This window comes from Longimicrobiales bacterium (assembly GCA_035764935.1).
Taxonomy (GTDB): Bacteria; Gemmatimonadota; Gemmatimonadetes; order Longimicrobiales; family RSA9; genus DASTYK01.
The window spans coordinates 29,980-54,676 of sequence record DASTYK010000021.1; the positions used below are offsets into that span (position 1 = coordinate 29,980).

A 24,697-nucleotide genomic window follows, 5' to 3' on the forward strand; every position below is an offset into this window, starting at 1 on the left:
CTCCTCGTTCGATGCATGTTCATCCTGAAATCCTCCGACGCCCGGGCTGCGCTCCTCAGCGGACCCGGTGCCCCACGTAGCGGTGGCAGCGTGTGCATTCGACGCCGTCCGCGCTGGTGACGTGCCGTACCTCGTCCGGCGGATCGTCGTCCCCCGCCTGCATGCCTGCGGCGATCGACTCGTGGCAGTAGCGGCACGCGCCCTCGGTGACGTCGTGGTTCGCCGGCGTGATGCGCAGCGGGTACGGGAAGTTGCCCGTCGTGAAGTAGAAGCTGTGCCAGAAGCCGTTGCGCGCCTTGACGACGTACTTGGGGATCGTGCTGTGCGGCGTGTGGCAGTCGTTGCAGGTCGCGACCGCCCGGTGGCTCGACTTGAGCCACGCGCTGTAATGCTCGTCCATGATGTGGCAGTTTGCGCAGGCGGCGGGATCGGTGCCCAGATACGAGTAGCCCTTTGCATACACGAACGTGAAGCCGCCGAGGCCGATCGCGATGCCGATCAGCACCGCTGCCAGGATGATCAGCCAGCGTCCCGTTCGCACCAGGTCCACTCCCCGTTGTCGTCGATGCCTCTGCGCGCGTCGGCGTCGCGTTCCCGCGGGCGGGTGCTGCCGCCCACGCAACAATCGTACACGGGCCGGCCGCGTCCGGCGAGAGCGTGCGCGCTACCGCAGCCACTCCTGCGCGATCGCTGCACCCTGGTTCATGCCCTGCGCGCCGAGCAGCAGCACCAGATCGTCCGGCCGCGCAGCGGCCAGGACCTGTTGCACCGCGGGCCGGAGCTCGGCGGATTCCCGGAACCGAACACGTGCACGGCGGAGCGGGCGCAGAAAGGCGTCGTACTCCTCGTCGCTCACGCGATTGAGATGGTCCGCGACATCGCTGCTGCGGGTGACGACGAGCGATGCGTGCGGCATCCGGCGCAGCCAGATGGCGAGGGCCTCGGCGTTGTAGCGGTTGATGCGCGGGCCGCGTCGGCCGCGCACGGCCCACACGACGTGGACGTGCCCGGGCCGCAGCCGCTCCACGGTTTCGAACACCACGTTGACGCTTTCCGGGTGCCCCGCGGTATCGTCAAGGATCAGGGGGGCAGTTTTCAGGAGCTGCATCCGGCGACGCGGCGCCGTGAGGTCGGGCAGGACCGCTGCTGCCGCGTCCGCGCTCGCTCCTGCACTGAGCGCGAGCGTCGTTGCCAGCGCGACATTGATCAGGTTGGAGCGGCCGAGCAGTGACAGCTCGAGCGGCAGGCGAAACGGAGCGTGCTCCGCGCCGTCGATGCGCGGCACGGGACGGCGTGCATTCAGCACGAAGCGCGTGCCGGCGTGCGAGACGTGCACGTCCTCGATCCGCATCGCGGCGGTGCGCACGGCGCCGCAGGCGACGCCCGCCACGTCACGCTCCCGCACGATGCGTGAGACCGCGCGGTCCTCCGCATTGAACGCCAGGGGTGCGCCGGCTGCCAGGTGGTCGAAGAATCGCGTCTTGGACTCCACGTACGTGCGGAAGTTTCGGTGGAACTCCGCGTGCTCGAGCGGCACCAGGTTCGTGAACGCCCCTGCCTCGTAGCGAAGGCCGGCCACGCGCTGCTGCACGAGGGCGTGCGACGTCACCTCCATCAGCGCGACGTCACATTCTGCGTCCGCCGCACGCTGCAGCCACCGGTGCAGCAGCAGCGGCTCGGGCACGGTGTAGCGGCTCTCCTCCGCTGTCTCCGTACCGATCCGCAATCCGAGTGAGCCGATCGACGCGACCCGCACACCGCTGGCGTGCAGCAGCGCTTCCGCAATGGACAGCACGGACGTCTTGCCGACGGTGCCGGTGATGCCGAGCAGCCGCATCCGGCGTGCGGGGTGGCCATACCACGCGCCTGCCAGGCGGGCCGCGGCAGCGCGCGCATCGGGAACGTGGATGAGCGGAACCGGCGCGCGCTGATCCGACGTGCCGGGACCCTGAGCAACGATTGCGGCTGCACCCGCCGCCACCGCGTCTGCAATGAACGTTGCGCCGTCCACCTGTGTGCCCGGTATGGCGATGAAGAGCGCGCCGGGTGTCACCTGTCGCGAGTCCGTGACCACAGCCCGGATCATTGCGTCGGGTGCGGTCCCGGCCCGGATGCCGGCGTCGGCAAGAAGGCTGTGGAGCGGTCGCTGGTCGGTCATCGTCAACGGGTTGTGGGGGCGTCGGTGGCAGTCGGTCGCAGTCCGCGCGAGGTGAACCCCCCGAACTGCGTCGGCGCCGTATGGCAATGCCTGTTCCGCCGGTGTGCAAGCCCGGCCGCTTCCGACGTCCTCCCAGCAGAAGCACCCGTTCGGTGCCCGCGCGGAATCTCCGCCCGCGGCACCCAGGCCTCAGCAGGGAGGTTCCCGTGAAAGCCCTCGTACTGGTTCCGCTGTGCGCACTGCTCGCTGTCGCGGCAATCGGTCAGCGGACGATCGTGGTCACCGGCGTCGTGAGCGACGCATCCAGCGGCGTGCCGCTGGCCGGTGCCCAGGTGACGACCATGGAGACCGGGCATGGCACACTGGCCGGGCGCGACGGCGCGTACCGGCTCGAGCTGCCGGAGCGCCTGCGCGGCCAGTCGGTCACGGTGCAGGCGCACGCCATCGGCTTCGAGCCGGTACGTCGCAGTGTCATGCTGGCGGGCGACAGCATGCGCGTGGACCTGTCCGCGCAGCCCTCGGCTGAGGTGGTCGAAGCGATGCCGCTGCGCGAGGACGTCGCAGGCAAGGAGCTGCGCCAGGAGTCGCGTGCGCGGCACGCCGGCGATGCCGCTGCCGCCGCGGTACTCGCATCGCCGCAGGCCAGCGCCACGCCCGGCCCGCCACCCGCGCCGCCGTACCGCATGCCGCGCGAGCCGTGGAACACCGAATCGTACGCCGCAATCGACGAGAACGCGTTCCTTTCGGTCGGCGCCAACCCGCTGTCCACGTTCTCGATCGACGTCGACCGCGCCTCGTACAGCAACATCCGGCGCTTCCTGAAGGATGGACAGCTTCCGCCGAAGGATGCAGTACGCATCGAGGAGATGGTCAACTACTTCCCCTACAGCAATCCCGAGCCGCAAGGCGAGCATCCGCTGGAGGTGACCACCGAGGTGATGGCCGCGCCCTGGCAGCCGCGTCACCACCTGGTGCGCATCGGACTGCAGGCGCCGCGACTCGACATGGAATCGCTGCCGCCCAACAACCTGGTGTTCCTGCTGGACGTTTCAGGGTCGATGCTGTCGCCCGACAAGCTGCCGCTGCTGAAGCAGGCGATGCGGCTGCTGGTGAACGAGCTGCGGGAGCAGGACCGGGTCGCGATCGTCGTGTACGCAGGGAGCGCAGGCCTCGTGCTGCCGTCCACGCCCGGCAGTGAGAAGGACGCGATCATGGATGCGATCGAGCGCCTCGAGGCGGGCGGCTCGACCGCCGGCGGCGCAGGCCTGCGCCTCGCCTACGACGTCGCACGCCGCAGTCACCTGCGCGATGGAAACAACCGGGTCATCCTGGCGACGGACGGCGACTTCAACATCGGTGTCTCCAGCGACGCGGAGATGGTCCGCCTCATCGAGGAGCGCCGCGGGCAGGGCACATTCCTCACGGTGCTCGGCTTCGGCACGGGCAACCTCAAGGATTCCAGGATGGAGGCGCTCGCCGATCACGGGAACGGCAACTACGCGTACATCGACGGCCTCGACGAGGCCCGCAAGGTGCTCGTCGAAGAGCTGGGGGGTACGCTGCTCACGGTGGCCAGGGACGTGAAGCTCCAGGTGGAGTTCAATCCGGCCCACGTGCGTGCGTACCGGCTGATCGGCTACGAGAACCGACTGCTCGCGGCGGAGGACTTCGACGATGACCGGAAGGATGCGGGTGAGCTGGGGGCCGGCCACACGGTGACCGCGCTGTACGAGGTCGTGCCGGTCGGCGTGGACAACACGGTCGAGGTGCGCGAGCCGGCCGAGCTGCGCTACCAGCAGCGCCAGCGTGCAACGGACGGTGGTCCACGCGCGGGGTCATCTGAGCTGGCGTGGGTCAAGCTGCGCTACAAGCGACCCGCGGAGGAGGTCAGCCGGCTGCTCGAAGTGCCGGTGCGCGCGTCCACGTGGCGTGGCTCCGATGACATGCGCTTTGCCGCGGCGGTCGCCGCGTTCGGCATGCTGCTGCGCGATTCGGAGCACAGCGGCAGCGCAACGTACGCGGACGTGATCGCACTGGCTCGCGCTGCGCTCGGCACGGATCCGAACGGGTATCGTGCGGAGTTCGTGCGGATGGTGGAGCGCGCGCGGGAACTCGGGGCCGTTGCTGCGGATGGCTCGTAACACGGGCGAACGTGACGGCGCGCTTCTTTCATCGCGCCGGGCGCATGTCCTGTTTCCCTCACGCCGTCCCGCGCGGCGCGACCATCGCGCTGCTGATTGGCGCACTCTCCGGCTGCGACGGCAGCAGCGGCGGCGTCCCCGACGCGGGGGCGCCTGCCGCAGCGCCGGACACGGAGGACCCGGTCGCGGCGTTGCGGGCTGCCCATGATGCGGCCATTGCCCTTGCAGATTCCGTGGAGGCGCTGCTGCGCCCGGTGCCCCTGCTCACGCCCGGCGAGGAGGCGGCGCTGCGGACGTCGAATGCGGCGCAGCTCGCGCGGGCGCGTCGCCTCGGTGAGCACGTAGCCGACTCCGCCTCGCTGGAGCGGCTCATCGGTGCCGGTGCGCTGGTCCAGCTGCAGGACTCGACGCAGTGGTGGGTCGTGCGCGAGCTGGATCACTCCCTCCCGTACGTGACGCCGGACGTCGTTCTGCTGCTCGAGCAGATCGGCAGGCGATTCCAGGACGCGCTCGGGGCGATGGGGTTGCCGCGCTACCGGCTGGAGGTGACGTCCGTGCTGCGAACACCGGCAGGGCAGGCTGCACTGCGCGAAGGAAACGTGAATGCTGCAGCGGGCACGAGCACCCACGAGTACGGCACCACGCTCGACATTGCGTACGAGAGCTACGCGGCGCCGCTCGTCGATGCGGCTGCAGGTGCGGGAGAGGTCGAATGGCTGGCGGAGCGCATCCGCACGCTTGCGATGGAGCGCGTCGCGGCGGTGAAATCGCGCGAGCTGCAGAAGCTGCTGGGCGGGGTGTTGCGCGACATGCAGGCGGAAGGGCTGCTGCTGGTGACGCTGGAGCGGCAGCAGCCGGTCTACCACCTGACGGTCGCGCGCTCGCTCGCCGACGGCTGAGCGGCGCGCCAGCAGCGCTGTGATCACCCGGAGAACACGCTGCGCCAACCGCAGACAGATCGCCCGGCTGGTACGTTTTCTGCGCGTTTACATCGCAGGCATCGGCAGCAGAATCACCCGGGAAAGCAGTGATGAGCACGACGGCGGTCGAAGGCGGCGGGCGGTGGAGCAACGGCGTCGGTGAGCGGACTCGCAGCACGCGGTTGCACCTCATACGAGGGGATCGCCCCCGTGAGCAGGAGGAGGGCCGTCGTTTCCTGATCATCGCCAGTGCGAGCCGTTCCATCTCGCAGGCGACCTCGCTGTCGGAGGCGCTTGCTTCCATCACTTCGGCGCTGGTGCCTGCGCTGGCCGATCGCTGCACCCTGCATGCGACGCCGCGACGCGGGGATCCGGGCGGAATTCCGGGTGCCCGGTCGCTGCGGACTTCGTCCCTGCCGGAAGGTCATCCGCTTCGTGAATGCGCGCGCCGCCGACAGTCGATGATCTTCTCGACGACGTCGACGGCGCTGTTGCGCAAGCTCGATCCCTGCCCGGCGGACGCGGCGCCGGCGCTGGGCGGGTGTGTGCACGCGCTGCTCACGCCGATCGTGCTGGATCGACGCGTCATCGTGCTGACGCTGCTGCGGGGTTTTGCGCGCGGCAGCTTCGACGCGGACGATCTGCTGGTGGCCGAGCTCGCCATGAGCCGGCTGCCCACGGTGCTTCGGCGCGAGGGCATGCGGTTCCACGGCTGAAGCTGCGCCGGCCACTGCGTGCGGCGCCTGGTGCGCCGTGGTCTCCCGATTCGTCCATCCGGCCGCGCCGCGCCATCCAGGTCCCGTAGCTCGCCGGCAGGTATTCTCGCCTCTTTCTGTCCCGCCCCACCACACCCGGCCGCCCGCCCTGAAGGATTTTCGGGACGGCGGTCGTTGTGCATCGGCGACCGATTCTCGATACTGTGAGCGATTCGTACCGGCTCCACCGAGGATGATGCCGAAACTGCACCGATGCGGGCGCTGCCTGCCCGCTTTCGTTCTTTTGCTGGTCGTGTGCGCCCCACCTGCCGCGGCGGGCGCCGTGGACTCGTCCGTGCTGCACGCGCGGCTCGAGGCCTCGACGCCTGCCCCCGACGACACGCTCGTCGCCCCGCTGGATTCGGTCCGCCTGGAGTTCAGCGCGGCTGTCTCGGCCGATCTGACGCGCCTGCTGCTCGTCGGGCCGCAGGGAGACACGACCGTGCTGTCGGCCGGACAGGCGGGTGATGGCAGCGTGATCCTGGCGCCGCTGCCTCTGCTCCCCCCCGGCGCACACGAACTGCACTGGCGCACCACGTCGGCCGACGGCCACGTGCTCGAAGGCACGATCCCGTTCGTGGTCGGCCCGACTGCGGCCCGGGCGATGGAGGAGCCGGCGTCGGCCGCACCGGACAGCGCGCCCGTTGCAGCGACCGGCGGCAATGTACCCGGTGCCGCGCCGGAGGTGAGCGAGGCTGCGCCGGCGAATACCCCGGCGCTGCTGCCGCTGCTGCGCGCGCTGGGGACCCTGCTGCTCCTGGCACTGGCGGGCGGGCTGCTGTTCGCGTCGCGCGCCGAGCAGGCTGCGGCGGCGCTGCTGCCCACGCTGCGCTGGCTGGCCATTGCGGCCCCGATCGCGATCGCGGCCGAGCTCGTCACGTGGACCACGCACGTGGCCGGCAGCCTCGACCTGGCCGGTTCTCTGCAGCTCGCCACCGGCCGCGCGCTGCTTGCGCGCATCGTATTCGCGCTCACGGCCGCGCTCGTGCTGCTGCTGCTGCGCTCGATGCGCGGCGCGGCGGTCGTCGCGCTCGTCGCTGTGCTGGCTGGCGGCTCACTCGGCCATGCCGGCGCGATTGCCCCCGCGGTCTCGGTCCCGCTGCGGGCTGTGCACATGGCCGCCGCGGCCGTGTGGCTCGGCGGACTGCTCGCGCTGGGCCTCACATTGCGAAACACCCCCGCGCAGCGCTCACTCCTGACTGCGGTTTCGACGGCAGCGCTCGCGTCATTCGTGGTGGTGGCGCTCACCGGCGCCGGGCAGGCGCTGCTGCTGCTCGGCTCTCCCGCCGCACTGCTGCAGACGACGTACGGCCGCATCGTGCTCGTGAAGGCGACGGGGCTGCTGCTGCTTGCTGCGTTCGGATACCTGCATCGCCGCATGATCGCGGTCGTGCCAGAGGGTGGTGACGCAAGCGCGCTGCGTCGCTCGGTCACCGTGGAGACACTGGTCTTCATCGCGCTCATCCTGGTGTCAGGCGCGCTGTCGTTCGCGCAGCTACCCGAATGACAGAGACCGTCGATCACAGGCGTGTTGCGCTGACATCATTCTTCATCGGCATCGCGGCGGGCATGTTCGGCGGACTGCTCGGCGTGGGCGGCGGCGTGATCATGGTGCCGCTGCTGACCGGAGTGGCGGGACTGACGCAGCACGAAGCGCACGCGGCGAGCCTTGCGGGTGTCGTGGTCACCGGGCTGGGCGGCGCGTTCACGTACGCGGCCGACAACGCGTTGGATCTGCGTGTCGCAGTGGTGCTTGCGTCCGTCGCAGTGCTCGCGACCTTTGCGGCCGCATCCTACGCCTCGCGCGTTCCAGCCATGCGGCTGCGTGCCGTGTTCGGCGGATTCCTCATCTTCGCCGCCGCGCTGCTGATCGCGAAGGACGAGCTGCTCGGGCTCCGCGCGCCGCAGGGCTCGCTGAGCACGGTCTTCCTGATCGGCACCGGTCTGTTCGTCGGTGTCGCATCCGGCCTGCTCGGCATCGGCGGTGGTGCCCTCATGGTCCCGCTGCTGGTGATCGGTCTCGGCATGACCCAGCACGTGGCGCAGGGCACTTCGCTCGCCGCCATGATCCCCTCGGGCGTGAGCGGCACGATCGCGCATCTGCGCACCGGTGCGCTGCGACGTGATGCGGTGCTCGGGCTCGCGCCGGGCATCATCCTCGGCTCCTGGGCAGGCGGGCGGCTCGCCCTCGGAATGGCCTCCGGCACCCTGCAGCTCGTGTTCGCCGTTGCACTCACACTCCTCGGCATCCAGTACCTTCTCGGCCTGCGCCGTGCGCGCAGGGCCCGGCTCTCATGACGACGTCCACACTCGTGCAGCTCATCGGCGGTGCCACCCTGCTCATCGTGGGAGCCGAGCTGCTGGTCCGCGGCGCAAGCCGCCTGGCACGCATGCTCGGCATCACGCCGCTGATCATCGGTCTCACGGTCGTTGCATTCGGAACCAGCGCGCCGGAGCTCGCGGTATCGGTCAATGCCGCGTTCAAGGGCCAGGCGGACATCACCGTAGGCAACGTGGTCGGCAGCAACATCTTCAACATCCTGGTGGTGCTGGGCCTCGCGGCGTCGATCGCGCCGCTCACCGTTGCGCAGCAGCTCGTGCGGGTGGACGTGCCGCTCATGATCGCCGCATCGTTCGTGCTGCTGCTCCTCGCACTGGACGGCCACCTGACCCGCTTCGACGGGTTCGTGCTCGTCAGCGGGATGGCAGGCTACCTCTGGCTGATGCTGCGCCAGGGAAAGAAGGAGTCCGCCGCCGTCAAGGAGGAGTACGAGCGGCAGATCGCGACGGGCGAGGTGGAACGCATCAGCGCGCCCATGAGCATGCTGCTGGTCGCCATCGGTCTCGCCATGCTGGTCGTCGGCGCGAACTGGCTGGTGGACGCAGCAGTGGACATCGCGGCCGCACTCGGTGTGAGCTCCCTGGTCATCGGCCTCACGATCGTCGCGGGCGGTACATCACTTCCCGAAGTCGCGACGTCCGCGATCGCGAGCATCCGGGGCGAGCGCGATATCGCCGTCGGCAATGCGATCGGCAGCAACCTCTTCAATATCCTGGCTGTCCTCGGGATCACGACGATCATCGCACCGGGAGGGATCAGCGTTGCGCCCGCAGCCGTGAATTTCGATATCCCGTTCATGATCGCGGTCGCGATCGCATGCCTGCCGATCTTCGTGCATGGGCATGCTCTGCTGCGGTTCGAGGGGCTGATCTTCCTGCTGTACTACGTGGCCTACACGGTCTACCTCGTGCTCAAGGCCTCCGAGCACGATGCTCTGCCGGAGTTCAGCCTCGTCATGCGCTTCTTCGTGGTTCCGCTCACACTTCTTACGCTGGTCATCATCACCATCCGGGTCATCCGACAGGGACGGCGGGAACGGCGGGAGCTGAGCGCGTAACGCGGCTGCCTGATCCGACACGGTGAATGGGGGTCGAACGAGCAGCGATCCCGCACGGTGACGGGAGCTGAACGTGCAGCCGGCTCGAGAATCGAAGGGAAACGGCCGGGTCGCATGGACCCGGCCGTTGTTCCGTTCACTGCACGACGTTGCTCAGCGTGCGTGCGGACGCCGCTACTTCTGCGCCTGCTCTGCCGCACGCCGGTTCACGTCCACGCGGATGCGACGCGGCTTTGCCTCTTCGCGCTTCGGCAGCACGATGTGAAGCACGCCGTCATCGAACGTGGCGCGGATGTTCTCGACGTCCACGGCACGGGCCAGCGTGAAGCTGCGCTCGAAGCGACCGTACCGGCGCTCCACCACGTGCCAGTTCTCTTCCTTCTTCTCCTGCTCGGCACGCTTCTCGCCCGAAATGGTGAGCATGCCGTTCTCCACGCTGATGTCCACGTCATCGGGGCGCACACCGGGCAGCTCCGCCTCGACGATCACCTGCTCGTCGTTCTCGCGAACGTTGATGGGCGGTGCCCAGACGAGGTTCTCGCCCGTGCCGCGCGGCCAGTTCACGGATTCCAGCAGGTCCTGCATTTCGCGGCGGAGGTTGAACACATCCGGTACCGAACCCCAGCCATTGGCACGACGTGTGGTTGGCAGCATAGGTTCCTCCTCTGAAGCGACTGATGTCATATGCGAGCGCGGCCGACAGCGCCGCTCCGCACCCGTGAAGGCCTGCAGTCAGCGTGCCGCAAGTGGTTGTCAGTCAGGCATATGAAGCTGCCATGAAAGCAGTGGGGGCGGCACCGGACAGCGCAGTTCTGACAGGAGGCTCAGGTATGGTACAGTCCCGCGGTATTCTGCTGATCCTGGCGCTCGTGGCGGCAGGTGCGTGCGCAGAACCCGATCAGGCAACACAGACTCCGGCAGGCACGCCGACAGCGGAGCAGGCGACGCCCGAAGGCGCGCCGGCCGCCGTCAGCGAGACGCCGGAGGACTCCGCCATCTTCGAGCGAACGGTGGCGTGGGTGCGCGAGAGCGGATCGGACACGCTCGGGATCGGGGAGCTGACCGCCGCAATCGGCCAGCGCTTCGTCGGGGCGCCGTACACCCCGGGGCTGCTCGAGGTACCGCAGACGGAACAGCTGGTCGTCAACCTGCGGGAATTCGACTGCGTGACGTACGTCGAGCAGATGCTGGCGATCGCGAGGTCCGTGGCTGCGGGGGAGCCGACGTATGCGCGCTTCAAGGACGAGTTGCGACACATCCGCTACCGGGGCGGCGAGCTCACGGGGTATCCGAGCCGGCTGCACTACTTCAGCGAGTGGATCAGCGACAACGACGCCAAGGGCGTCGTCGAGAACATCACCCGGTCGCTCGGCGGCGTGCGCGATACGACCGGCATCGACTTCATGACGCAGCACACGGAGTCGTACCGGCAGCTGGCCGATTCGGTGAACCTGCAGGCGATCCGCGAGAAGGAGGCGGAGCTCTCGGCATTCCCGCGCTTTGCGGTGCCCGAGGCAGCCATCGGCAACGTTGCCGAGGGTATCCGCAACGGCGACGTGATCGCCGCGACCAGCACACTGCCCGGGCTCGACATCGCGCACACCGGCCTGGCCCTGTGGGTCGACGGCCGGCTGCACCTGATGCATGCGCCGCTGGTGGGGAGCGTGGTCGAGATCAGCGAGGTGCCGCTGGCGCAGCGCATCCAGCGCATCGAGGCGCAGGACGGCATCATGGTCGCGCGGCCGCAGGCGCCGGAGGGCGCGGCGCGCTAGCGGGAGCCGGTCAGGACGACTGCGGCGGCCGCCCCGGGACGTCCACCGCCGCAGTGCGGCGGCAGCCGGTGCACAGCACCCATGTGCGCCGGCGCACGTACGGCACGCCGCGCGCGGGCCGCACTTCCGACGTGGTGAGGGGTGCCTGGCAGACGGGGCACGCGATCACGAACCCCTTCGCGATGGAATCCGCGATCCGGCGGCGCTGCTCGGCGTCAAAGGTGCCGCCGGCCGAAGGTGACTTCTCCATCCCCTGAACGTAGGTGCTCGCGAGCGCGTCGGGTACACCGTCGTCGCCGAGCAGCGCATGCACGCGCCGGGTCCACCGGCGTGCGGCGCGGTGCGCGCCGTCGGCGAGCGCGAGGGTGGCGAGCTGCGCTGCGACGCGTGCGGCAGGGCGTCGCCTGCGCTGGAGCCTCGCCACCTCGTACGCCCAGCGCAGCAGCGTGTACGCGCCGCCCGTGTGGCCGGCGGCTCGCGCGGCGAGGCCGGCATCGGCGAGGGCACGGTACAGCGCGGCAGGTGGAAGCGGCCGGCGGCGCAGCAGCCGGCGCAGCGCCCGTGCGTCCCCGATCGGTATCGCGTCGAGGTACATGCGTGCTGCACGTCGCGCGAGCCGGAGGGAGTGCGGATGGCCGGCCGCTGTTTCCACGAGCACGCGAAGCGTGGCGTGTCGCGCGAGCACGGTGATGGTATCGTCTGCCGGTGCGGTCTCCAGGTCCCGCAGGGCCAGCTCGCCGGGGTAGATCTCACCCTGAACGTCCCAGAGCTCCTGTGGCCGCCGGCGCCAGTGCGGCGCCTGCGCATCCCGGCGTGCCTTTCCGGCGCGCGCGTCATCGATCATGGTGCCCTCCAGTTGGCAGGTAGGGCAAAGATGTCCGGTGCGTGCGGCGCAGCCCATGGCTGGATCGGCCAATCCGCGGGTGCGCGGCGGGACGCGTCGGGAATGGCGCACAGCCGTCCGAAATCAGGCGAAGCAGGGTGGCGCAATGGGTGAACGCGCCGATCGGAGCGGCAGCGCAGCGGAACCCGGTCGTGATTGCCGCCGGCGGCAGCGCGCATAGGTTCCCGTCCGCAACGCGCACATCAACGGAGGCCGGCCGCAGGGGATGAAGAAGTCAGAGGGTGTGCTGTTCGCGGCCGTCCTGATCGACATGCTCGGCTTCGGCATCGTGATGCCGGTGCTGCCGTTCTATGCGACGGCGCTGGACGCGTCGCCGCTCGAGGTCACCCTGATCATCGCGTCGTTCAGTGCGACGCAGCTTGCGGCCGCGCCACTGTGGGGGCGCGTCTCCGATCGGCGCGGGCGCCGGCCGCTGATCATTGCGGGGTTGTTCGCCTCGGCGGTCTCCTACCTGATCTTCGGCCTCGCACACTCGGTTGCGGTGCTGCTCCTGTCACGCATGGCGGCGGGCGCGGCAGGGGGCACGGTTTCGGTCGCGCAGGCCTACGTCGCGGATACGACGGCGGCGGAGGACCGGGCGCGGGGTCTCGGGCTGCTCGGCGCGGCGTCCGGGCTGGGCGTGATGCTCGGCCCCGCGCTCGGCGGGATGGTGAGCGGCTGGGGCGGGTACTCCGCGCCCGGCTTCGTCGCCGCGGGGCTGTGTGCAGCCAACGGCGTCGCCGCGATGGTGCTGCTGCCGGAGACGCGCGTGCGGCCGCAGTCGGAGGCGCACGAGACCGCGACGCTGCGAGGCTGGCTGCGCACGATGACGCGCATGCCGCTGCGGCTGCTGCTCTCGGTGTACTTCCTGGGGATCGCGTCGTTTACCGGGCTCACCTCGCTGCTGGCGCTGTATGCGGATGCGCGCTTCGGGCTGGACGCGCGCGACGTCGGCCTGCTGTTCACACTGTCGGGCGCGACGACGGTGATCGTGCGGGGCGTGCTGCTCGGCCGGCTGGTGCGGCGCTTTGGCGAGCCGTTCACCGTGCGCGTGGGACTGGTCGGGCTGATGGCTTCGCTGCTGGCGATGGCGCTGATCCCGCACGAGGCGTGGCTGTGGGGCGTCGCGCCGATGTACGCGTTCGGTGCGGGGACCCTGTTCCCTGCGCTCGCCAGCCTGGTCTCGCGCGCCACCGACGAGCACTCGCAGGGCTCCGTGCTGGGGGGCAGCCAGGTGGTCGGTGGCAGCGGGCGCGTGATCGGGCCACTCTGGGGCGGGTTCCTGTTCCAGCAGGTCGGCATCCGCAGCCCCTTTTTCTTCGGTGCGGCGGTGACCGCAGCGGCGTTGATCCTCGCGGCGCGGATCCAGCGGCCGGTCGGGCGGAAGGCCGTGCCGGAAGCGGAGCCGTCCGTGGAGGTGGATCCGGTGCGGGGGGACGACTGAGGGCTGGACCCCGGTGCCACTTGCGAGGAGCAGGTCGTGCGGATAACGTCCGCGCGCCCGCGTAAGTCCCTGTCGGAGGTCGAAATGGAGTTCGTTCCCGGGTTCATGGTCTGGATCGCGTTCGGTCTGGTTGCGCCGTTCCTCGTCCGCACGCTGTATCGCGCGGAAGGGACGACGAAATTCCTGACCTTCACGTTCGGCGTTTTCGGTGCATTCATCGGCGGCATGCTCGGCACGTCCGGCTACATCTTCCACGATCCGAATCCGCTGCGGCTCGGTGGAATGCTGGGCGCACTGCTCGGGGCGTCGTTCTTTTCGTTCCTGTATCACTTCATGGCACGGCACGCAGTCTGAGCAGCTCGCAGGGCCCGGACACACCAGGCGGCGCGGCGCCCGGCCCGTCGTTCGACTCGAACGACGACGAGGCCTGGGACCGCGCCGGCTGTTTCTGGTCGCTGCTTCGCTTCTCGATCGGCTGGACCATCCTGTACGCGATCATGGCGCTCGCCATCCTGCTCGTCGCGCTGCTGTCCCTCGCCCTCTTCAACTGACGCGAACATGCGTGCAGTGGTAATCACGCGCCCGGGCGGCCCCGAGGTGCTGGAGATCCACGACGTCCCCGACCCGCACCCCGGATCGGGGGACCTGCTCGTGCGTGTGCATGCGACGGCGCTCAACCGCGCCGACCTGATGCAGCGACGCGGCCGCTACCCCGCGCCGGAAGGGGCGCTGCAGCACGTGCCCGGGCTGGAGTATGCCGGCGTCGTCGAGGCGGTCGGCGGGGACGTCGAGGGCTGGTCGGCCGGGGAGCGCGTGATGGGGCTGGTCGGCGGCGGCGGTTACGCCGAGTACGTGACGGTCCCGGCGTCGCATGCGCTCCGGGTGCCGGCCTCGCTCTCACTCGAGCAGGCCGCGGCCATTCCGGAGGCGTACCTCACCGCGCACGACGCGCTGTTCACGCAGGGCAGGGCGACGGCACCGGAATGGGTGCTGGTGCACGCGGTCGCGAGTGGCGTCGGCGTGGCTGCGCTGCAGCTCGGCAACGCATTCGGCCTGCGCGTCGTCGGCACGTCGCGCTCCGCGTGGAAGCTCGAGCGAGTGCGCGCGCTCGGGCTCGAGCATGCGGTCGATGCGTCGCGGGGCGACGTCGCGGATATGGTGCGTGCTGCGACGCACGGTGCAGGCGTGGACGTCGTGATCGATCTCGTCGGCGGAGAATACCTCCGCGCCAATGTTGCGCTGGCGCGGCCGCGCGGGCGGATCGTGATCGTCGGACTGGTGGCCGGACGTGAAGCCGTGCTGGACATGGGTGCGGTGCTGTCGAAGCGGCTGCATGTCGTGGGCACTGCAATGCGATCGCGCAGCATGGAGGAGAAGGCGGAGGTCACGCGACTGTTCGCGTCCCGGGCGCTGGAACTGTTCGATCGCGGGCTGCTGTCGCCGGTGGTGGACGAGGTCTTCCCCGTGAGTCGGGTGAGGGAGGCGCACGAGAGGATGGAGACGAACGCCAACGTGGGGAAGATCGTGCTGGCCTGGTGACTGCGGGACCCGGCGTGCTACACCAGCATTGTCCGGGCGCACGCGGCGAGAGCCTCGCGTGATTCTACGCCCAGCTTGCGGTAGATGTTGTTCAGGTGGGTGCCGGCGGTGCGGGCCGAGATGCCGAGTCGCGCGCCAATCGCCTTGTTCGAAATCTGACTGTTGGCCACCACGAGCCGGACCACTGCCAGCTCACGCTCTGTGAGGTTGCCGGCACCGCGGATGCTGGTGCGCGGCTGCGGGCGGGCGTCGACTTCGCGGAACTGCCCGCGCACTTTTTCGAGCTCACGTCTTGCGCCGAGCCTCGTGAGTACGTCGTGGACGCGCCGCAGCTCCCGGATCGCGCCGTCGCGATCCCCGGCATCGGCCAGCCGGCCGGCGAACTGCCGCCGGACCCGCGCGGCGTCGTACACGTAGGGAACTGCCTCGAGTCGTTCCGCTGCGTTCTGCATCAGCACGGCGCCACGCGCTGCATCGCCGTTCAGCCACTGCATGAGTCCGTCGGCGGCGTCCGCCCATGCGAGTCCGAGCTCGTGGTGGAGTGCACCGGCCTCGCGGCGCAGACGCTCGGCGAAGGGGCGGCACTCCTCGACGCGGTGCATCTGCAGGTACGCTTCTGCAATGAAGGGCAGCAGCCGGTGCACGGCCCAGGCGCGGAACGCCGTATGGTCGACGACTGCGAGTCCCCGCTTTCCCGCTTCGATCGCCTGCTCGTACTCGCCGCGTGCCAGGTGCAGGCAGGCACGACCGATGGCCACGGGCACGAGGCTGTGTATGTCCCGTGCTGACGAGTGGTCGTCCGCGCGCGCCACTCGTGCGGCCTCCGCAATGTACGCCGCGGCAGTGTCGAGCTCGTCGCGGCCGGTGTAGATGAGTGCGGTCCACACCAGCACGCGCGGCAGGAGCGCGCGCAGCTGCAGGTTGCGGGCGAGCCCGATCGCGCGCTCGCCGACGGCGAGTCCCCTGTCCCATTCACCGCTGCCGTAGCAGTACTCGATCAGCAGCTCGAGCGCCGCAACACGAAGAAAGGGCGATCCGACGTTCTCGGCGAGGCGGCCGGCGTCGTGAATGGCGCGCAGGGTGCCCGGGGCGTTGCCGGTCATGCCGTGCAGCACACCGAGCGCCCAGTGCACCGTGCATTCGAGGTACTCGTCACCACTGGCGTGCGCCAGCGCCAGTGCACGTTCACCGTGCTCGCGTGCGCGCTCGGGCGAGCCTGTCCAGATGTTGAGCTGCAGCAATGCCCGGTCGACGCGCGCCTGCAGCACGGGATCGCCGGGTCGTGCGACACGTTCGGTCGCGTCCTCCAGCGCATCCTCCGCATCACGCACCCGGCCGAGTGCATGCAGTGCGATCGCGCGTGCGACCTGGATCCGCGCCGCCAGGGGTGCTGCCTCGGGCGTGATGCTGGCCAGCCCGGCGTCGTACGATTCGATGGCCGTGTCCTCAGCACCCGACCAGAACTGAGCGAGTCCCGTGCGCCACCAGAGCCGCGCAACTGCAGCGTCGTCGCCGCGGGCGCGGGCCGCGCTGCGCGCACGTGCGAGCAGCTCCAGCGCCGACTCGAGTCCTCCCTGGCGCAGCCGGGCGCGCGCGAGATCCTCGAGCAGCACCGTGCGGAGTGCGTTGTCCGGGTCGACCGCTTCGACGGCAGCCTCGAGGTAGGACACCGCAGCGTCGTACGCATGACGGCGCAGGGCCGAACGGCCGGCCACGTGCAGGTAGCGGATGGTCCGCGCATCGCGTCGTATGCCGCCGCGCAGGAAATGCCTGGCCAGCTCGCTGGCGTACTCGTCCGCACGGCTGCCGTACGCCTGCTCGAGGGTTTCCGCGATGCGCGCATGCAGCAGGCGACGCCGGGCGAGGCCGACATCGTCGTAGAGCACGTCGCGTACGAGCGGGTGCTGCACGTCGTACACGGGCTCCAGCTCGATTACGGTCTGTTCGACCAGCGTCAACCGGCACAGCTCATCCAGCGCTGCGGCGAGGGACTCCTCTCCCAGTCTCGAGAGTGGAAGCAGCGTCGTGTAGCGCACCCGTGTGCCGAAAACGGCGATCAGCTCTGCCGTCTCCTGTGCCGGTGCGGAGAACGCGCTGCAGCGCACGCGCACCGCGTCCCGTACCGTGGCAGGTGGGTAGAGACGCAGGGTGTCCCAACCGGTCCATGCGCCGCCGCGCTGCGAAAGAGCACCGCTCATCACCAGCGTCTTCAGGATCTCGTCGATGAAAAATGCATTGCCGCGCGTGCGCGCGTGCAGGTCCGCCGCGAAGCTGCCTGACACGCTGCGGTCGACACGGAATGCGGCGCACACGACTTCGCGCGTGTCCGCTTCCGAAAACGGATCGAGATGTACTACCTCCAGCATGCCGCCGCGCCCGAGCGACTGCTCCAGACCGGCGAGCAGCGCCGCAGCGTCAGGCTCGGTCTCATTCACCGTCAGCACGACAGCGACACGGCGGTCCGCCGTGTGGCGGACCAGGAAGTGAAGCAGCTCACGCGACGCCACGTCTGCCCATTGCAGGTCGTCGATGGCGACGATGAGCGGACGCTCCGATGCCAGACGGCTGGCCAGCTCGACCATTGCCCAGAGAAGCTGCGCCGATGATTCGACCCGGCTGTGCACGGCGGAGCGCGGGGAAGGAAGGGACATCGGGAAGAGGTGCTCGACCTCGCGCTCGAGGCCGCGTACCAGGTGGTGCCGCTGCTCATCCGACAGCGAGCGCAGCAGGGGAACGAACGCGTCGCTGACCGGCGCGAACGGAACGTCGCGCTCCGCCGCGTACGCCTGCCCCTTCGCGACCGCACAGCCGCGCAGGCGGGCTTCCTCCAGGAAGGCATGCACGAGGCGGCTCTTGCCGACTCCCCCCGGGCCGGCAACGGTGAGCGCGCCACCGGCACCGCTCGACAGCCGCTGCAGGAGTGCCTGCCAGCGGGCGAGTTCCCGGGATCTGCCGACGAGTGGGAGACGCTCGAGCGTGGGCTGGATCGCCATGCGCGCTGCGGGCCGGAGGGATCTGCCTGCCCCGCAGTATTCGCCCGCGCCGCCGGTTGCACAAGGAAGACGACTACGTCATCCGGGCGCCATGCCTGCGTCGCGCGCGGGGTGACCCCGGATTCCGGCAGATCGCGGGATGCGCTCCGCCGGGCACGTGACTACACCCGCACCGGTGCGGCCCTCGTCGTTCAGCGGAGCAGGTCGACGTTCATGCCCTGGTTCTCGCCGTAGCGCATGACGCCGCGCAGCCCGCCGCGGAACGAGTAGGCCTCGTAGCCGGCGCGCTGCATCTTCTCGGCGAGGTAGGCGGTCTGGATGCCGTGAGCGCAGTAGAGGACGTAGGTCCTGTCCCTGTCGAGGCGGCGGAAGTCGCGGAGCAATTCCCACTCGTCGCGCTGCTGGGCGCCGCGGAGGTGCCAGGTGCGGTACTGGGCAGCGGGGCGGCAGTCGATCACGACGGCGTCGTCGGGGATCTCCTCCGTGAACAGGTACGACGCGGCGAGGTCCGACGCCGAGACGGCGCGTGGCTCGATGATGCGGCGCTCCGCGAGGGCCTTTTCCAGGACGGACGGATCGAGCTTGTCGTCTTCGGCGTCGACGCGCTCGACGCTCGCCGCGGTCACCGGCTTTCCCGGTGCGATCGCGCAGTATTCCTTGACCTGCTCGGACAGCGCGGCGGTGCCGATCGCGCGTGCGCGGTCGATGATCTCACCCTTGTCGAAGCCGATCAGCGGGCGGAACACCGGGAGGTCCGCGGCCGGCTCCAGCGCCCTGAGGTTGGTCAGCGTCTGCGAAGACACCTGCCCCACGGCCTCGCCCGTGACGATCGCCTGCGCGTTGAGCTCCGCGCCAACGCGAGACGCGGCGCGGTACATCAGCCGCTTGAGCACGACCTGCCAGTAGCTCGGCCGTGTCTTCTCACGCAGGTCGTTCACGACGTCGCCGAAATCGATCACGTGCAGCCGCGGCTGCGTGCCGTAGCTCCACTCGTCGCCGAGGAGCTTGGCGACCTGCACGACGGCGCGCTCGTAGGCGTCGCCGCCGAGGTTGCAGAATACGTAGTCGAGTGCGACGCCTCGCTTCAGCAGCAGCCATGCGGAAACGGCGGAGTCGTAGCCGCCGGACAGCAGCGCGACCGCATTGCCTTCGACGCCGATCGGCAGGCCGCCGGGACCGTCCACGCGCTCGCTGAAGAGGTACGCCTGCTCGTCGCGCACCTCGATCGAGACCGTGACCTCCGGGTTCCGCAGGCGGACGCCTGCGGCGCCCGGCCGCAGCGCGGCGCCGAGCTGCACCTCGATGTCACTGGATGAGAATTCGTGCGTGCCGGCGCGGTGCGCGCGCACCGCGTAGTGCCTGCCGGCGACACGATCGGCGAACAGCTCGGTACCTGCGGCCACGATGTCGTCGAGGCGTGCGGGGACGACGCGGTCTACGATCGACAGTGAGCTGATGCCGAAAACCCGGCTGAGCGGCATCAGCGCGGCGGGCGAGCTGGCGCGGACGTAGATGCGACCCCACACCGGGTCGACGGTTGCCTCGATGCCTGCAGTGCGCAGCGCGTCGCGCATGTTGCGGACGAGGCGCCGGATGAAGGCGGTGCGCGTACGGCGCGACTTGATCGTGAGCTCCGCCGCGAGGCGGACCAGAATGAGCGTCTGCTGTTCTGCCATGGTGACCCAACGATAACGGATCACCAGGGGCGGGTCACGGCTGCGCGCTAGTCCGGTTCGTCCGGCATCTTCCAGCCGAATCGGGCCAGGTCGATCCGTCCCGCGCGGTCGAACTTCACGCGCTCGCGCTCGAGCAGCTCACGCTGGAGCCGGTCACGGTGGATGCTGCCGCCCGGGCTGATCCCGCCACGACCGTTGACGACGCGCCACCAGGGGACCTCCATGTCGTCAGGCAGGGAGCGGAGCGCGGCGCCGACCGCGCGTGCTGCGCGGGGTCGCCCGACCAGGGTGGCTACTCCTGCGTAGCTGGTCACGCGGCCGCGCGGGATGCGTCGCACCGCGTGGAAGACTGCTGTTGCGAACGGCGTCATGCCGGGATCACCGCGCTCACGCACAGGATCTTCGGCAGGTAGCCGAACAGAACGTTCCAGCTCGCACCGCCGTCGCTGCTCGCGAAGAGCTGCCCGTTCGACGTGCCGAAGTAGATGCCCAGGGGATCGTGCGTGTCGTTCGACATCGCATCGCGCAGGATGGAGACGTAAGCGTGCGCCTGCGGCAGGCCATGGGTGAGCGCGCGCCAGGTGGAGCCGCCATCGTCGGTGCGGAACACGCGCAGCCTGCCATCGACGGTCGCGCGCATGTGGCTGGATTCTTCGGGGATCGTGAACAGCACGTCCGGGTCGCGGGGATCGGTGGCCAGCGCGTAGCCGAAGTCGCTGGGCAGACCTCCGGTGATTTCGGTCCACGAATCGCCGCGATCATCGCTGCGGTACACGCCGCAGTGGTTCTGCTGGTAGAGACGGTCCGGATCGGCAGGGTGCACGATCAGCTTGTGCACGCACTGGCCGAACGGCGGATAGCGGTCGGGCAGGAAGTCGGCGCGCGTGCCCTCGTTCTTCGGCGACCAGGTCGCGCCGCCATCGTCGCTGCGGTAGACGCCGCCCGCCGAGAGCGCGCAGTAGATGCGCTGCGCGTCGCGCGGGTCGTGCTGGATCGCATGCAGCGCCAGGCCGCCCCCGGCCGGCTGCCAGGACGTATTCGACTCGTGCTCGTTCAGCGAGTCGACGCCGCGCCAGGTCCCGCCCGCATCATCGCTCACGAACAGGCCCGCCGGCTCGATGCCGGCGTAGAGGCGCCGCGGTGTATCGGAGGTACCGGGCGCGAGAAACCAGATCGCCTGGAGGCCGCGCTCGTCCTGGTAGTGCGGTGCGCTCTCGAGCAGCGTCCATGTCTCGCCGAGATCATCGCTGCGATGCACGTGCGCGCCCCACACCTTGTGCGCGCTGGCGGCCCACAGCGTGCCCGTGCGCGGGTCGTGGATGGCGTGATAGATCTCGCGGCCTGCCAGCAGTGGCGGTGACAGCGTCCAGGTCTGGCGGTCAGGCGATCGGGCGATGAAGAGGCCGCGACGTGTGCCGATCAGGAGGAGGGTCTGCATCCGGGATGATTGGTGGTCACTCGTTACATGCCTGAGGTCGCTGCCGGGTCCCGGCTCCATCGGCGCCGATAACGTTACAATTCACGGATGGCTTTCGCGGAGCTGTGACGTTTCCGGCGTATAGCGACGGAAAGGTTACAACCAGGGGTGCAGATCGGCGAGTTGTGTAGCGAAACCGGCGCCGGAGGCCGGAAAGGTCACAACCCGTTTCAAGACCGGCGCCAATTGTAACATTGCCGGCGTCGTCGGGTGTTGATCCGAGGCGGAAGGGAGTTTCACGGCCTCGAGCGACGGCGCGGGCGCACTGCGCACCCGCAACACCATTGACGACGTCAACCCAGCCGGATCCACTGCTCCCCGCACAGTCCGCCCCGCCCGCGCTCCGCATCCACGCGCATGACCCGGCTCACACGTCCCGATGATACGCGGACGCAGCGCCGCTTCCGGAATCCCCGGGCGTGCCCACCCGGTCCAGCACCATCCCGAGCGTCGCGGCGAGCAACCCGCCGTCCGCGCGGCCGGCGCGCTCCACCACCTCGTCCACGCTGTCGGTGATCGTGCGCGATACTGCATCGAAGACGGCGTCGGCAGAAGCGGACGCATCGCGCTCCATCAGGTAGCTGAACGTGCGGGCCATGCCGCAGTTGGAAAGGATGTCGGCCAGGACGGCGAAGCGGAGGTCGGCAGAGCGGGCGACCCGTGTCGAGCCGAGCTTGCCCTCGCGGAACGGCTGGTTGGCGCCGCATGCAATCGCGCGCACGCCAGCGCGCTCGAGCCGGTCGAGCAGCGGCGGTGTCAGCGACTCCGAAATGGCGGCGCACACGAACACGTCGGCGGGCGTGTCGTGGAAGCGCGTGCACGACGCGTTCGGCTCGCAGCGCACGTCGTGCGCAGGCAGCAGCTTGTGCTCGCGCGTTTCCAGCAGCGCAGCGAAGCCCTCGGCATCGAGGCCCTCTGCGTCGATCAGCGTGCGTGTCGCATCACGGATCGCGACGACGCGCGCACCGGCCCGCGTGAGGTACAGCCCGCATGCGGCGCCGACATTGCCGAAGCCTTCGAGCACGACGCGCACACCCTCCAGCGACGCCCCCTGCGCTTCATGCCAGCGGCGGATCGCGGTTGCGACGCCGTAGCCGGTGACCAGGTCTGCGACGGTCATGGCGCGGCCGGCGTCGCCTGGCACGCCTGCAACGGCCGCGGAGACGCCGCGCTCCAGGCGCTCGTGGATGCGCGCGTACTCGGTGTCGTCCGGCTTCAGGTGGCCGCGCACGACGCCGTCCTGCGGATGGCCGAGGCCGATGCGGTGAAAGGCGGGGATGACGTCGAGCACCTCGTCGACATTCAGGTCGCCGCCGGTGCCGTAGCGTTCGCGCAGCACGGGCGCGATCGCGCGGTACCAGCGTTCGAGCACGTCGCCCTTGCGCGGATCGTTCGGATCGAAGTCGATACCGCTCTTGGCACCGCCGATCGGCGGGCCGGAGATGGAGAACTTGAGCTCCATCGCCTTGGCGAGGTACGTGACCTCGCGCGCAGTCACGCCGGCCCGCATGCGCGTGCCGCCGCCGGCAGCGCCGCCGCGCAGCGAGTTGATCACGAGCCAGGCACGCGCGCCGGTCTCCGCATCGTTCCAGGTGATCGTCAGCTCGGGTGGGGTGCGCAGCCAGGCGGCGTAGCGTTGCCAGGGGGAGAGATGCGGGCGGGCGACGGCACGGTGCGCCGCCGCCCGGGTATACGCGCCGTCCGCACCACGGGGCGTGAGCGCGCTGCTCATGCACGCACCCTGACCGCTTCGACGAACACGTCCATCACGCCGCCGCATACGGCCTGGCTCCACGTGTCGATCGCGTCCAGCAGCTCGACGCGCACCAGGCGCGGCTGCCCGTGCTCCACGACTTCCCGCGCCACCTCGATCACGTCCGCCTCACCACAACCACCGCCAATGGTCCCGACGAGTCCGTGCTCCGGGTCGATCAGCATGCGACTGCCTGCGTGACGCGGCACGGAGCCCCTGGTGCGAACGACAGTCGCGAGTGCGACGCAGCGTCCCTCGCGCGCGGCGCGCAGCGCGGCCTCATAGACCTTCCCATCAGGCATGTGCTTCTCCGGGGTGTGCTTCTTCGGCGCTGAGGAGTCGATCGAGTACGCGCTCGCGCGCCGCCAGCGCCGGCGCATGCGTCGCCTGGTGCCGCACCGCGACGAGCTCCGCCGCGATGCTGACGGCAATCTCCGCCGGCGTCTCGGCGTGGATGTCGAGGCCGATCGGCGCGTGCAGTGACGCGAGCTCCTCGCGCGGGATGCCTGCATCGACGAGTGCCTGGAACGCTGCGCGGATGCGGCGGCGACTGCCGATCATCCCGATATAGCGGGGCCGCACCGGCTGCGCCAGCAGCAGCCGCAGGCAGTCGAAATCCCAGCGGTGGCCGCGCGTCACGAGCGCGACATACGTGCGGTCATCGATCCGGACGCCGGCAAACGGGTCTGCTGCAAAATCGGCGCGCCGTACGGTGACGTCCGGTGTGAAACGCTCCTCGGTCGCGAACGCCTCGCGGTCGTCCAGCACCAGCACGCGAAAGCCGAGCTCAACGCCGATCAGTGCAAGCGGCACGGAGATGTGTCCCGCACCGACCACGATCAGCCGCTCGGGTGCGCGATGCGCCTCGAAGAAGAGCTGCGCATCACCGTTGGCTCCGCCCACCGTCTCGTATGCGACACCCCCACGCGCGAGCAGTGCGCGCGCAAGCTCCGTCGCACGCGCATCGATCGATGCGTCGCCGAGAGTGCCGCGGATGCCGCCGTCCGCATCCAGCAGCAGCCGCTCACCCGGCATGCCCACACCGCCGATGTTGGTCACGACGACGACCGCGGGCCCGCCGTCCAGCGCCCGCGCAATCGCTTCCAGCGCTTCGGTGATCGGCAGCGGTGCATTCATGCGGTTTCGCGGTCGGATGCGCGCGGCTGGCCACCACTGCCACGCAGGCGCTGGTACTCCTCGGGCGTGTCGATGTCGACCAGGATGCCGGGATCGGTGACGGACACAAGCTCGACGTGATGGCCATGTTGCAGGATGATGCCGCTGAGACCCTCCGGGTGCTGCGTCTCGAGCACGGCGTCGTAGAAGGGGCGTCGCAGGATCACGGGATGTCCCCCGATGCCGTTGTACATGGGGAGCACGACCGGCAGCGTGGTGTGCGCCGCGGCCGCCGCCAGGGACTGCACCGTCGCCGACGAGACGAGCGGGCAGTCAACGGGCAGGACGGCGGCCGCGGTCGAGTCGTCCGGCAGCGCACGCAGGCCGAGTCGTACAGAATCGATCTGCTCGGAGGCGGGATCCGCATTGCGAACGAGCACGGCGCCAAGCGCCGCAACCGCCTCGTGCAGCTCGGGCAGCTCTGCCGCGACCACGTACACCTCGCGGCAGCCGCCCTCGCGCAGCACGCGGACCGTGCGGTCGATGAACCGCTCGCCCTCCACCTCCAGCAGCGCCTTGGGCTGCCCCATCCGGCGCGCCGCACCCGCGGCGAGGACCAGGCCATCGGGAGCCCCGGCGTTCTGAAGCGTCATCCTCTCTCCTTCGGCACGA

22 protein-coding genes are annotated in these 24,697 nt (G+C 69.7%); 10 read left to right on the forward strand and 12 right to left on the reverse strand.

What is annotated here, in order from left to right; genetic code table 11:
* Positions 1–55: 55 nt before the first annotated feature.
* Positions 56–541, reverse strand: coding sequence for a cytochrome c nitrite reductase small subunit (gene nrfH / locus VFU06_01400; protein ID HEU5208038.1), 486 nt, complete (start codon positions 539–541; stop codon positions 56–58).
* A gap of 123 nt (positions 542–664) precedes the next feature.
* Complete coding sequence (locus VFU06_01405) at positions 665–2,158, reverse strand: Mur ligase family protein (protein HEU5208039.1); 1,494 nt, start codon at positions 2,156–2,158, stop codon at positions 665–667.
* A 206-nt stretch (positions 2,159–2,364) separates the two neighbouring features.
* On the opposite strand from VFU06_01405, the gene VFU06_01410 reads away from it, so the two are divergent.
* From VFU06_01410 to VFU06_01435, 6 genes are all read left to right on the forward strand, one after another.
* The gene (locus tag VFU06_01410; GenBank protein ID HEU5208040.1) at positions 2,365–4,299 is read left to right on the forward strand and encodes a von Willebrand factor type A domain-containing protein; all 1,935 of its coding nucleotides are present in this window, start codon (positions 2,365–2,367) and stop codon (positions 4,297–4,299) included.
* A 44-nt stretch (positions 4,300–4,343) separates the two neighbouring features.
* Positions 4,344–5,198, forward strand: coding sequence for a DUF5715 family protein (locus tag VFU06_01415; GenBank protein HEU5208041.1), 855 nt, complete (start codon positions 4,344–4,346; stop codon positions 5,196–5,198).
* Positions 5,199–5,329: 131 nt separating this feature from the next.
* Positions 5,330–5,935 (forward strand): hypothetical protein, encoded by a 606-nt coding sequence (locus VFU06_01420; GenBank protein ID HEU5208042.1) that lies wholly within the window; start codon positions 5,330–5,332, stop codon positions 5,933–5,935.
* Positions 5,936–6,257: 322 nt separating this feature from the next.
* Positions 6,258–7,481, forward strand: a complete 1,224-nt coding sequence (locus tag VFU06_01425) for a copper resistance protein CopC (protein HEU5208043.1) — start codon at positions 6,258–6,260, stop codon at positions 7,479–7,481.
* A complete protein-coding gene (locus VFU06_01430) occupies positions 7,478–8,272 on the forward strand; it encodes a sulfite exporter TauE/SafE family protein (GenBank protein HEU5208044.1) in 795 nt (264 codons plus the stop codon). Before VFU06_01425 ends, VFU06_01430 begins: the two co-directional genes overlap by 4 nt.
* Positions 8,269–9,372, forward strand: coding sequence for a calcium/sodium antiporter (locus tag VFU06_01435; GenBank protein HEU5208045.1), 1,104 nt, complete (start codon positions 8,269–8,271; stop codon positions 9,370–9,372). Before VFU06_01430 ends, VFU06_01435 begins: the two co-directional genes overlap by 4 nt.
* A 174-nt stretch (positions 9,373–9,546) precedes the next feature.
* Here VFU06_01435 and VFU06_01440 read toward each other — a convergent pair whose 3' ends face one another.
* Positions 9,547–10,026, reverse strand: coding sequence for an Hsp20/alpha crystallin family protein (locus VFU06_01440; protein ID HEU5208046.1), 480 nt, complete (start codon positions 10,024–10,026; stop codon positions 9,547–9,549).
* A gap of 176 nt (positions 10,027–10,202) precedes the next feature.
* Between VFU06_01440 and VFU06_01445 the strand changes: the two genes are divergently transcribed.
* A complete protein-coding gene (locus tag VFU06_01445) occupies positions 10,203–11,144 on the forward strand; it encodes an N-acetylmuramoyl-L-alanine amidase-like domain-containing protein (GenBank protein ID HEU5208047.1) in 942 nt (313 codons plus the stop codon).
* Between the two features lie 10 nt (positions 11,145–11,154).
* Here VFU06_01445 and VFU06_01450 read toward each other — a convergent pair whose 3' ends face one another.
* Complete coding sequence (locus tag VFU06_01450) at positions 11,155–11,988, reverse strand: hypothetical protein (protein ID HEU5208048.1); 834 nt, start codon at positions 11,986–11,988, stop codon at positions 11,155–11,157.
* Positions 11,989–12,253: 265 nt separating this feature from the next.
* Here VFU06_01450 and VFU06_01455 point away from each other — a divergent pair, with 265 nt between their 5' ends.
* The 3 genes from VFU06_01455 to VFU06_01465 all read left to right on the forward strand — a co-directional run bounded on the left by VFU06_01455 (position 12,254) and on the right by VFU06_01465 (position 15,010).
* Positions 12,254–13,471 (forward strand): MFS transporter, encoded by a 1,218-nt coding sequence (locus VFU06_01455; GenBank protein ID HEU5208049.1) that lies wholly within the window; start codon positions 12,254–12,256, stop codon positions 13,469–13,471.
* Between the two features lie 84 nt (positions 13,472–13,555).
* A complete protein-coding gene (locus tag VFU06_01460; protein ID HEU5208050.1) occupies positions 13,556–13,825 on the forward strand; it encodes a hypothetical protein in 270 nt (89 codons plus the stop codon).
* Positions 13,826–14,029: 204 nt separating this feature from the next.
* Positions 14,030–15,010 (forward strand): NAD(P)H-quinone oxidoreductase, encoded by a 981-nt coding sequence (locus VFU06_01465; protein ID HEU5208051.1) that lies wholly within the window; start codon positions 14,030–14,032, stop codon positions 15,008–15,010.
* Between the two features lie 17 nt (positions 15,011–15,027).
* On the opposite strand, the gene VFU06_01470 is transcribed toward VFU06_01465, so the two are convergent.
* From VFU06_01470 to VFU06_01505, 8 genes are all read right to left on the reverse strand, one after another.
* Positions 15,028–18,003 (reverse strand): AAA family ATPase, encoded by a 2,976-nt coding sequence (locus tag VFU06_01470; protein ID HEU5208052.1) that lies wholly within the window; start codon positions 18,001–18,003, stop codon positions 15,028–15,030.
* 191 nt (positions 18,004–18,194) lie between these two features.
* Positions 18,195–19,679 (reverse strand): tRNA uracil 4-sulfurtransferase ThiI, encoded by a 1,485-nt coding sequence (gene thiI, locus VFU06_01475; GenBank protein HEU5208053.1) that lies wholly within the window; start codon positions 19,677–19,679, stop codon positions 18,195–18,197.
* Positions 19,680–19,726: 47 nt separating this feature from the next.
* Positions 19,727–20,050: a methylated-DNA--[protein]-cysteine S-methyltransferase gene (locus VFU06_01480; GenBank protein HEU5208054.1), complete on the reverse strand. Its 324-nt coding sequence runs from the start codon at positions 20,048–20,050 to the stop codon at positions 19,727–19,729.
* Positions 20,047–21,117, reverse strand: a complete 1,071-nt coding sequence (locus VFU06_01485) for a hypothetical protein (GenBank protein ID HEU5208055.1) — start codon at positions 21,115–21,117, stop codon at positions 20,047–20,049. Before VFU06_01485 ends, VFU06_01480 begins: the two co-directional genes overlap by 4 nt.
* A gap of 406 nt (positions 21,118–21,523) precedes the next feature.
* Positions 21,524–22,888 carry a Glu/Leu/Phe/Val dehydrogenase dimerization domain-containing protein gene (locus VFU06_01490; protein ID HEU5208056.1) on the reverse strand — a complete coding sequence of 455 codons (1,365 nt, stop codon included), beginning with the start codon at positions 22,886–22,888 and terminating at the stop codon, positions 21,524–21,526.
* Positions 22,885–23,211 (reverse strand): XdhC family protein, encoded by a 327-nt coding sequence (locus VFU06_01495; protein HEU5208057.1) that lies wholly within the window; start codon positions 23,209–23,211, stop codon positions 22,885–22,887. Before VFU06_01495 ends, VFU06_01490 begins: the two co-directional genes overlap by 4 nt.
* Positions 23,204–24,046, reverse strand: a complete 843-nt coding sequence (locus VFU06_01500; GenBank protein HEU5208058.1) for an XdhC/CoxI family protein — start codon at positions 24,044–24,046, stop codon at positions 23,204–23,206. The genes VFU06_01495 and VFU06_01500 overlap by 8 nt, the downstream gene beginning before the upstream one ends.
* Positions 24,043–24,678 (reverse strand): nucleotidyltransferase family protein, encoded by a 636-nt coding sequence (locus VFU06_01505; protein ID HEU5208059.1) that lies wholly within the window; start codon positions 24,676–24,678, stop codon positions 24,043–24,045. Before VFU06_01505 ends, VFU06_01500 begins: the two co-directional genes overlap by 4 nt.
* Positions 24,679–24,697 lie beyond the last annotated feature (19 nt).

Coding starts and splice junctions, on each gene's coding strand:
- VFU06_01405 (HEU5208039.1), bottom strand. CDS start 2,158: ATGACCGACCAGCGACCGCTCCACAGCCTTCTTGCCGACGCCGGCATC.
- VFU06_01415 (HEU5208041.1), top strand. CDS start 4,344: ATGTCCTGTTTCCCTCACGCCGTCCCGCGCGGCGCGACCATCGCGCTG.
- VFU06_01420 (HEU5208042.1), top strand. CDS start 5,330: ATGAGCACGACGGCGGTCGAAGGCGGCGGGCGGTGGAGCAACGGCGTC.
- VFU06_01430 (HEU5208044.1), top strand. CDS start 7,478: ATGACAGAGACCGTCGATCACAGGCGTGTTGCGCTGACATCATTCTTC.
- VFU06_01435 (HEU5208045.1), top strand. CDS start 8,269: ATGACGACGTCCACACTCGTGCAGCTCATCGGCGGTGCCACCCTGCTC.
- VFU06_01440 (HEU5208046.1), bottom strand. CDS start 10,026: ATGCTGCCAACCACACGTCGTGCCAATGGCTGGGGTTCGGTACCGGAT.
- VFU06_01445 (HEU5208047.1), top strand. CDS start 10,203: ATGGTACAGTCCCGCGGTATTCTGCTGATCCTGGCGCTCGTGGCGGCA.
- VFU06_01450 (HEU5208048.1), bottom strand. CDS start 11,988: ATGATCGATGACGCGCGCGCCGGAAAGGCACGCCGGGATGCGCAGGCG.
- VFU06_01455 (HEU5208049.1), top strand. CDS start 12,254: ATGAAGAAGTCAGAGGGTGTGCTGTTCGCGGCCGTCCTGATCGACATG.
- VFU06_01460 (HEU5208050.1), top strand. CDS start 13,556: ATGGAGTTCGTTCCCGGGTTCATGGTCTGGATCGCGTTCGGTCTGGTT.
- VFU06_01465 (HEU5208051.1), top strand. CDS start 14,030: ATGCGTGCAGTGGTAATCACGCGCCCGGGCGGCCCCGAGGTGCTGGAG.
- VFU06_01470 (HEU5208052.1), bottom strand. CDS start 18,003: ATGGCGATCCAGCCCACGCTCGAGCGTCTCCCACTCGTCGGCAGATCC.
- thiI (HEU5208053.1), bottom strand. CDS start 19,679: ATGGCAGAACAGCAGACGCTCATTCTGGTCCGCCTCGCGGCGGAGCTC.
- VFU06_01480 (HEU5208054.1), bottom strand. CDS start 20,050: ATGACGCCGTTCGCAACAGCAGTCTTCCACGCGGTGCGACGCATCCCG.
- VFU06_01485 (HEU5208055.1), bottom strand. CDS start 21,117: ATGCAGACCCTCCTCCTGATCGGCACACGTCGCGGCCTCTTCATCGCC.
- VFU06_01490 (HEU5208056.1), bottom strand. CDS start 22,888: ATGAGCAGCGCGCTCACGCCCCGTGGTGCGGACGGCGCGTATACCCGG.
- VFU06_01495 (HEU5208057.1), bottom strand. CDS start 23,211: ATGCCTGATGGGAAGGTCTATGAGGCCGCGCTGCGCGCCGCGCGCGAG.
- VFU06_01500 (HEU5208058.1), bottom strand. CDS start 24,046: ATGAATGCACCGCTGCCGATCACCGAAGCGCTGGAAGCGATTGCGCGG.
- VFU06_01505 (HEU5208059.1), bottom strand. CDS start 24,678: ATGACGCTTCAGAACGCCGGGGCTCCCGATGGCCTGGTCCTCGCCGCG.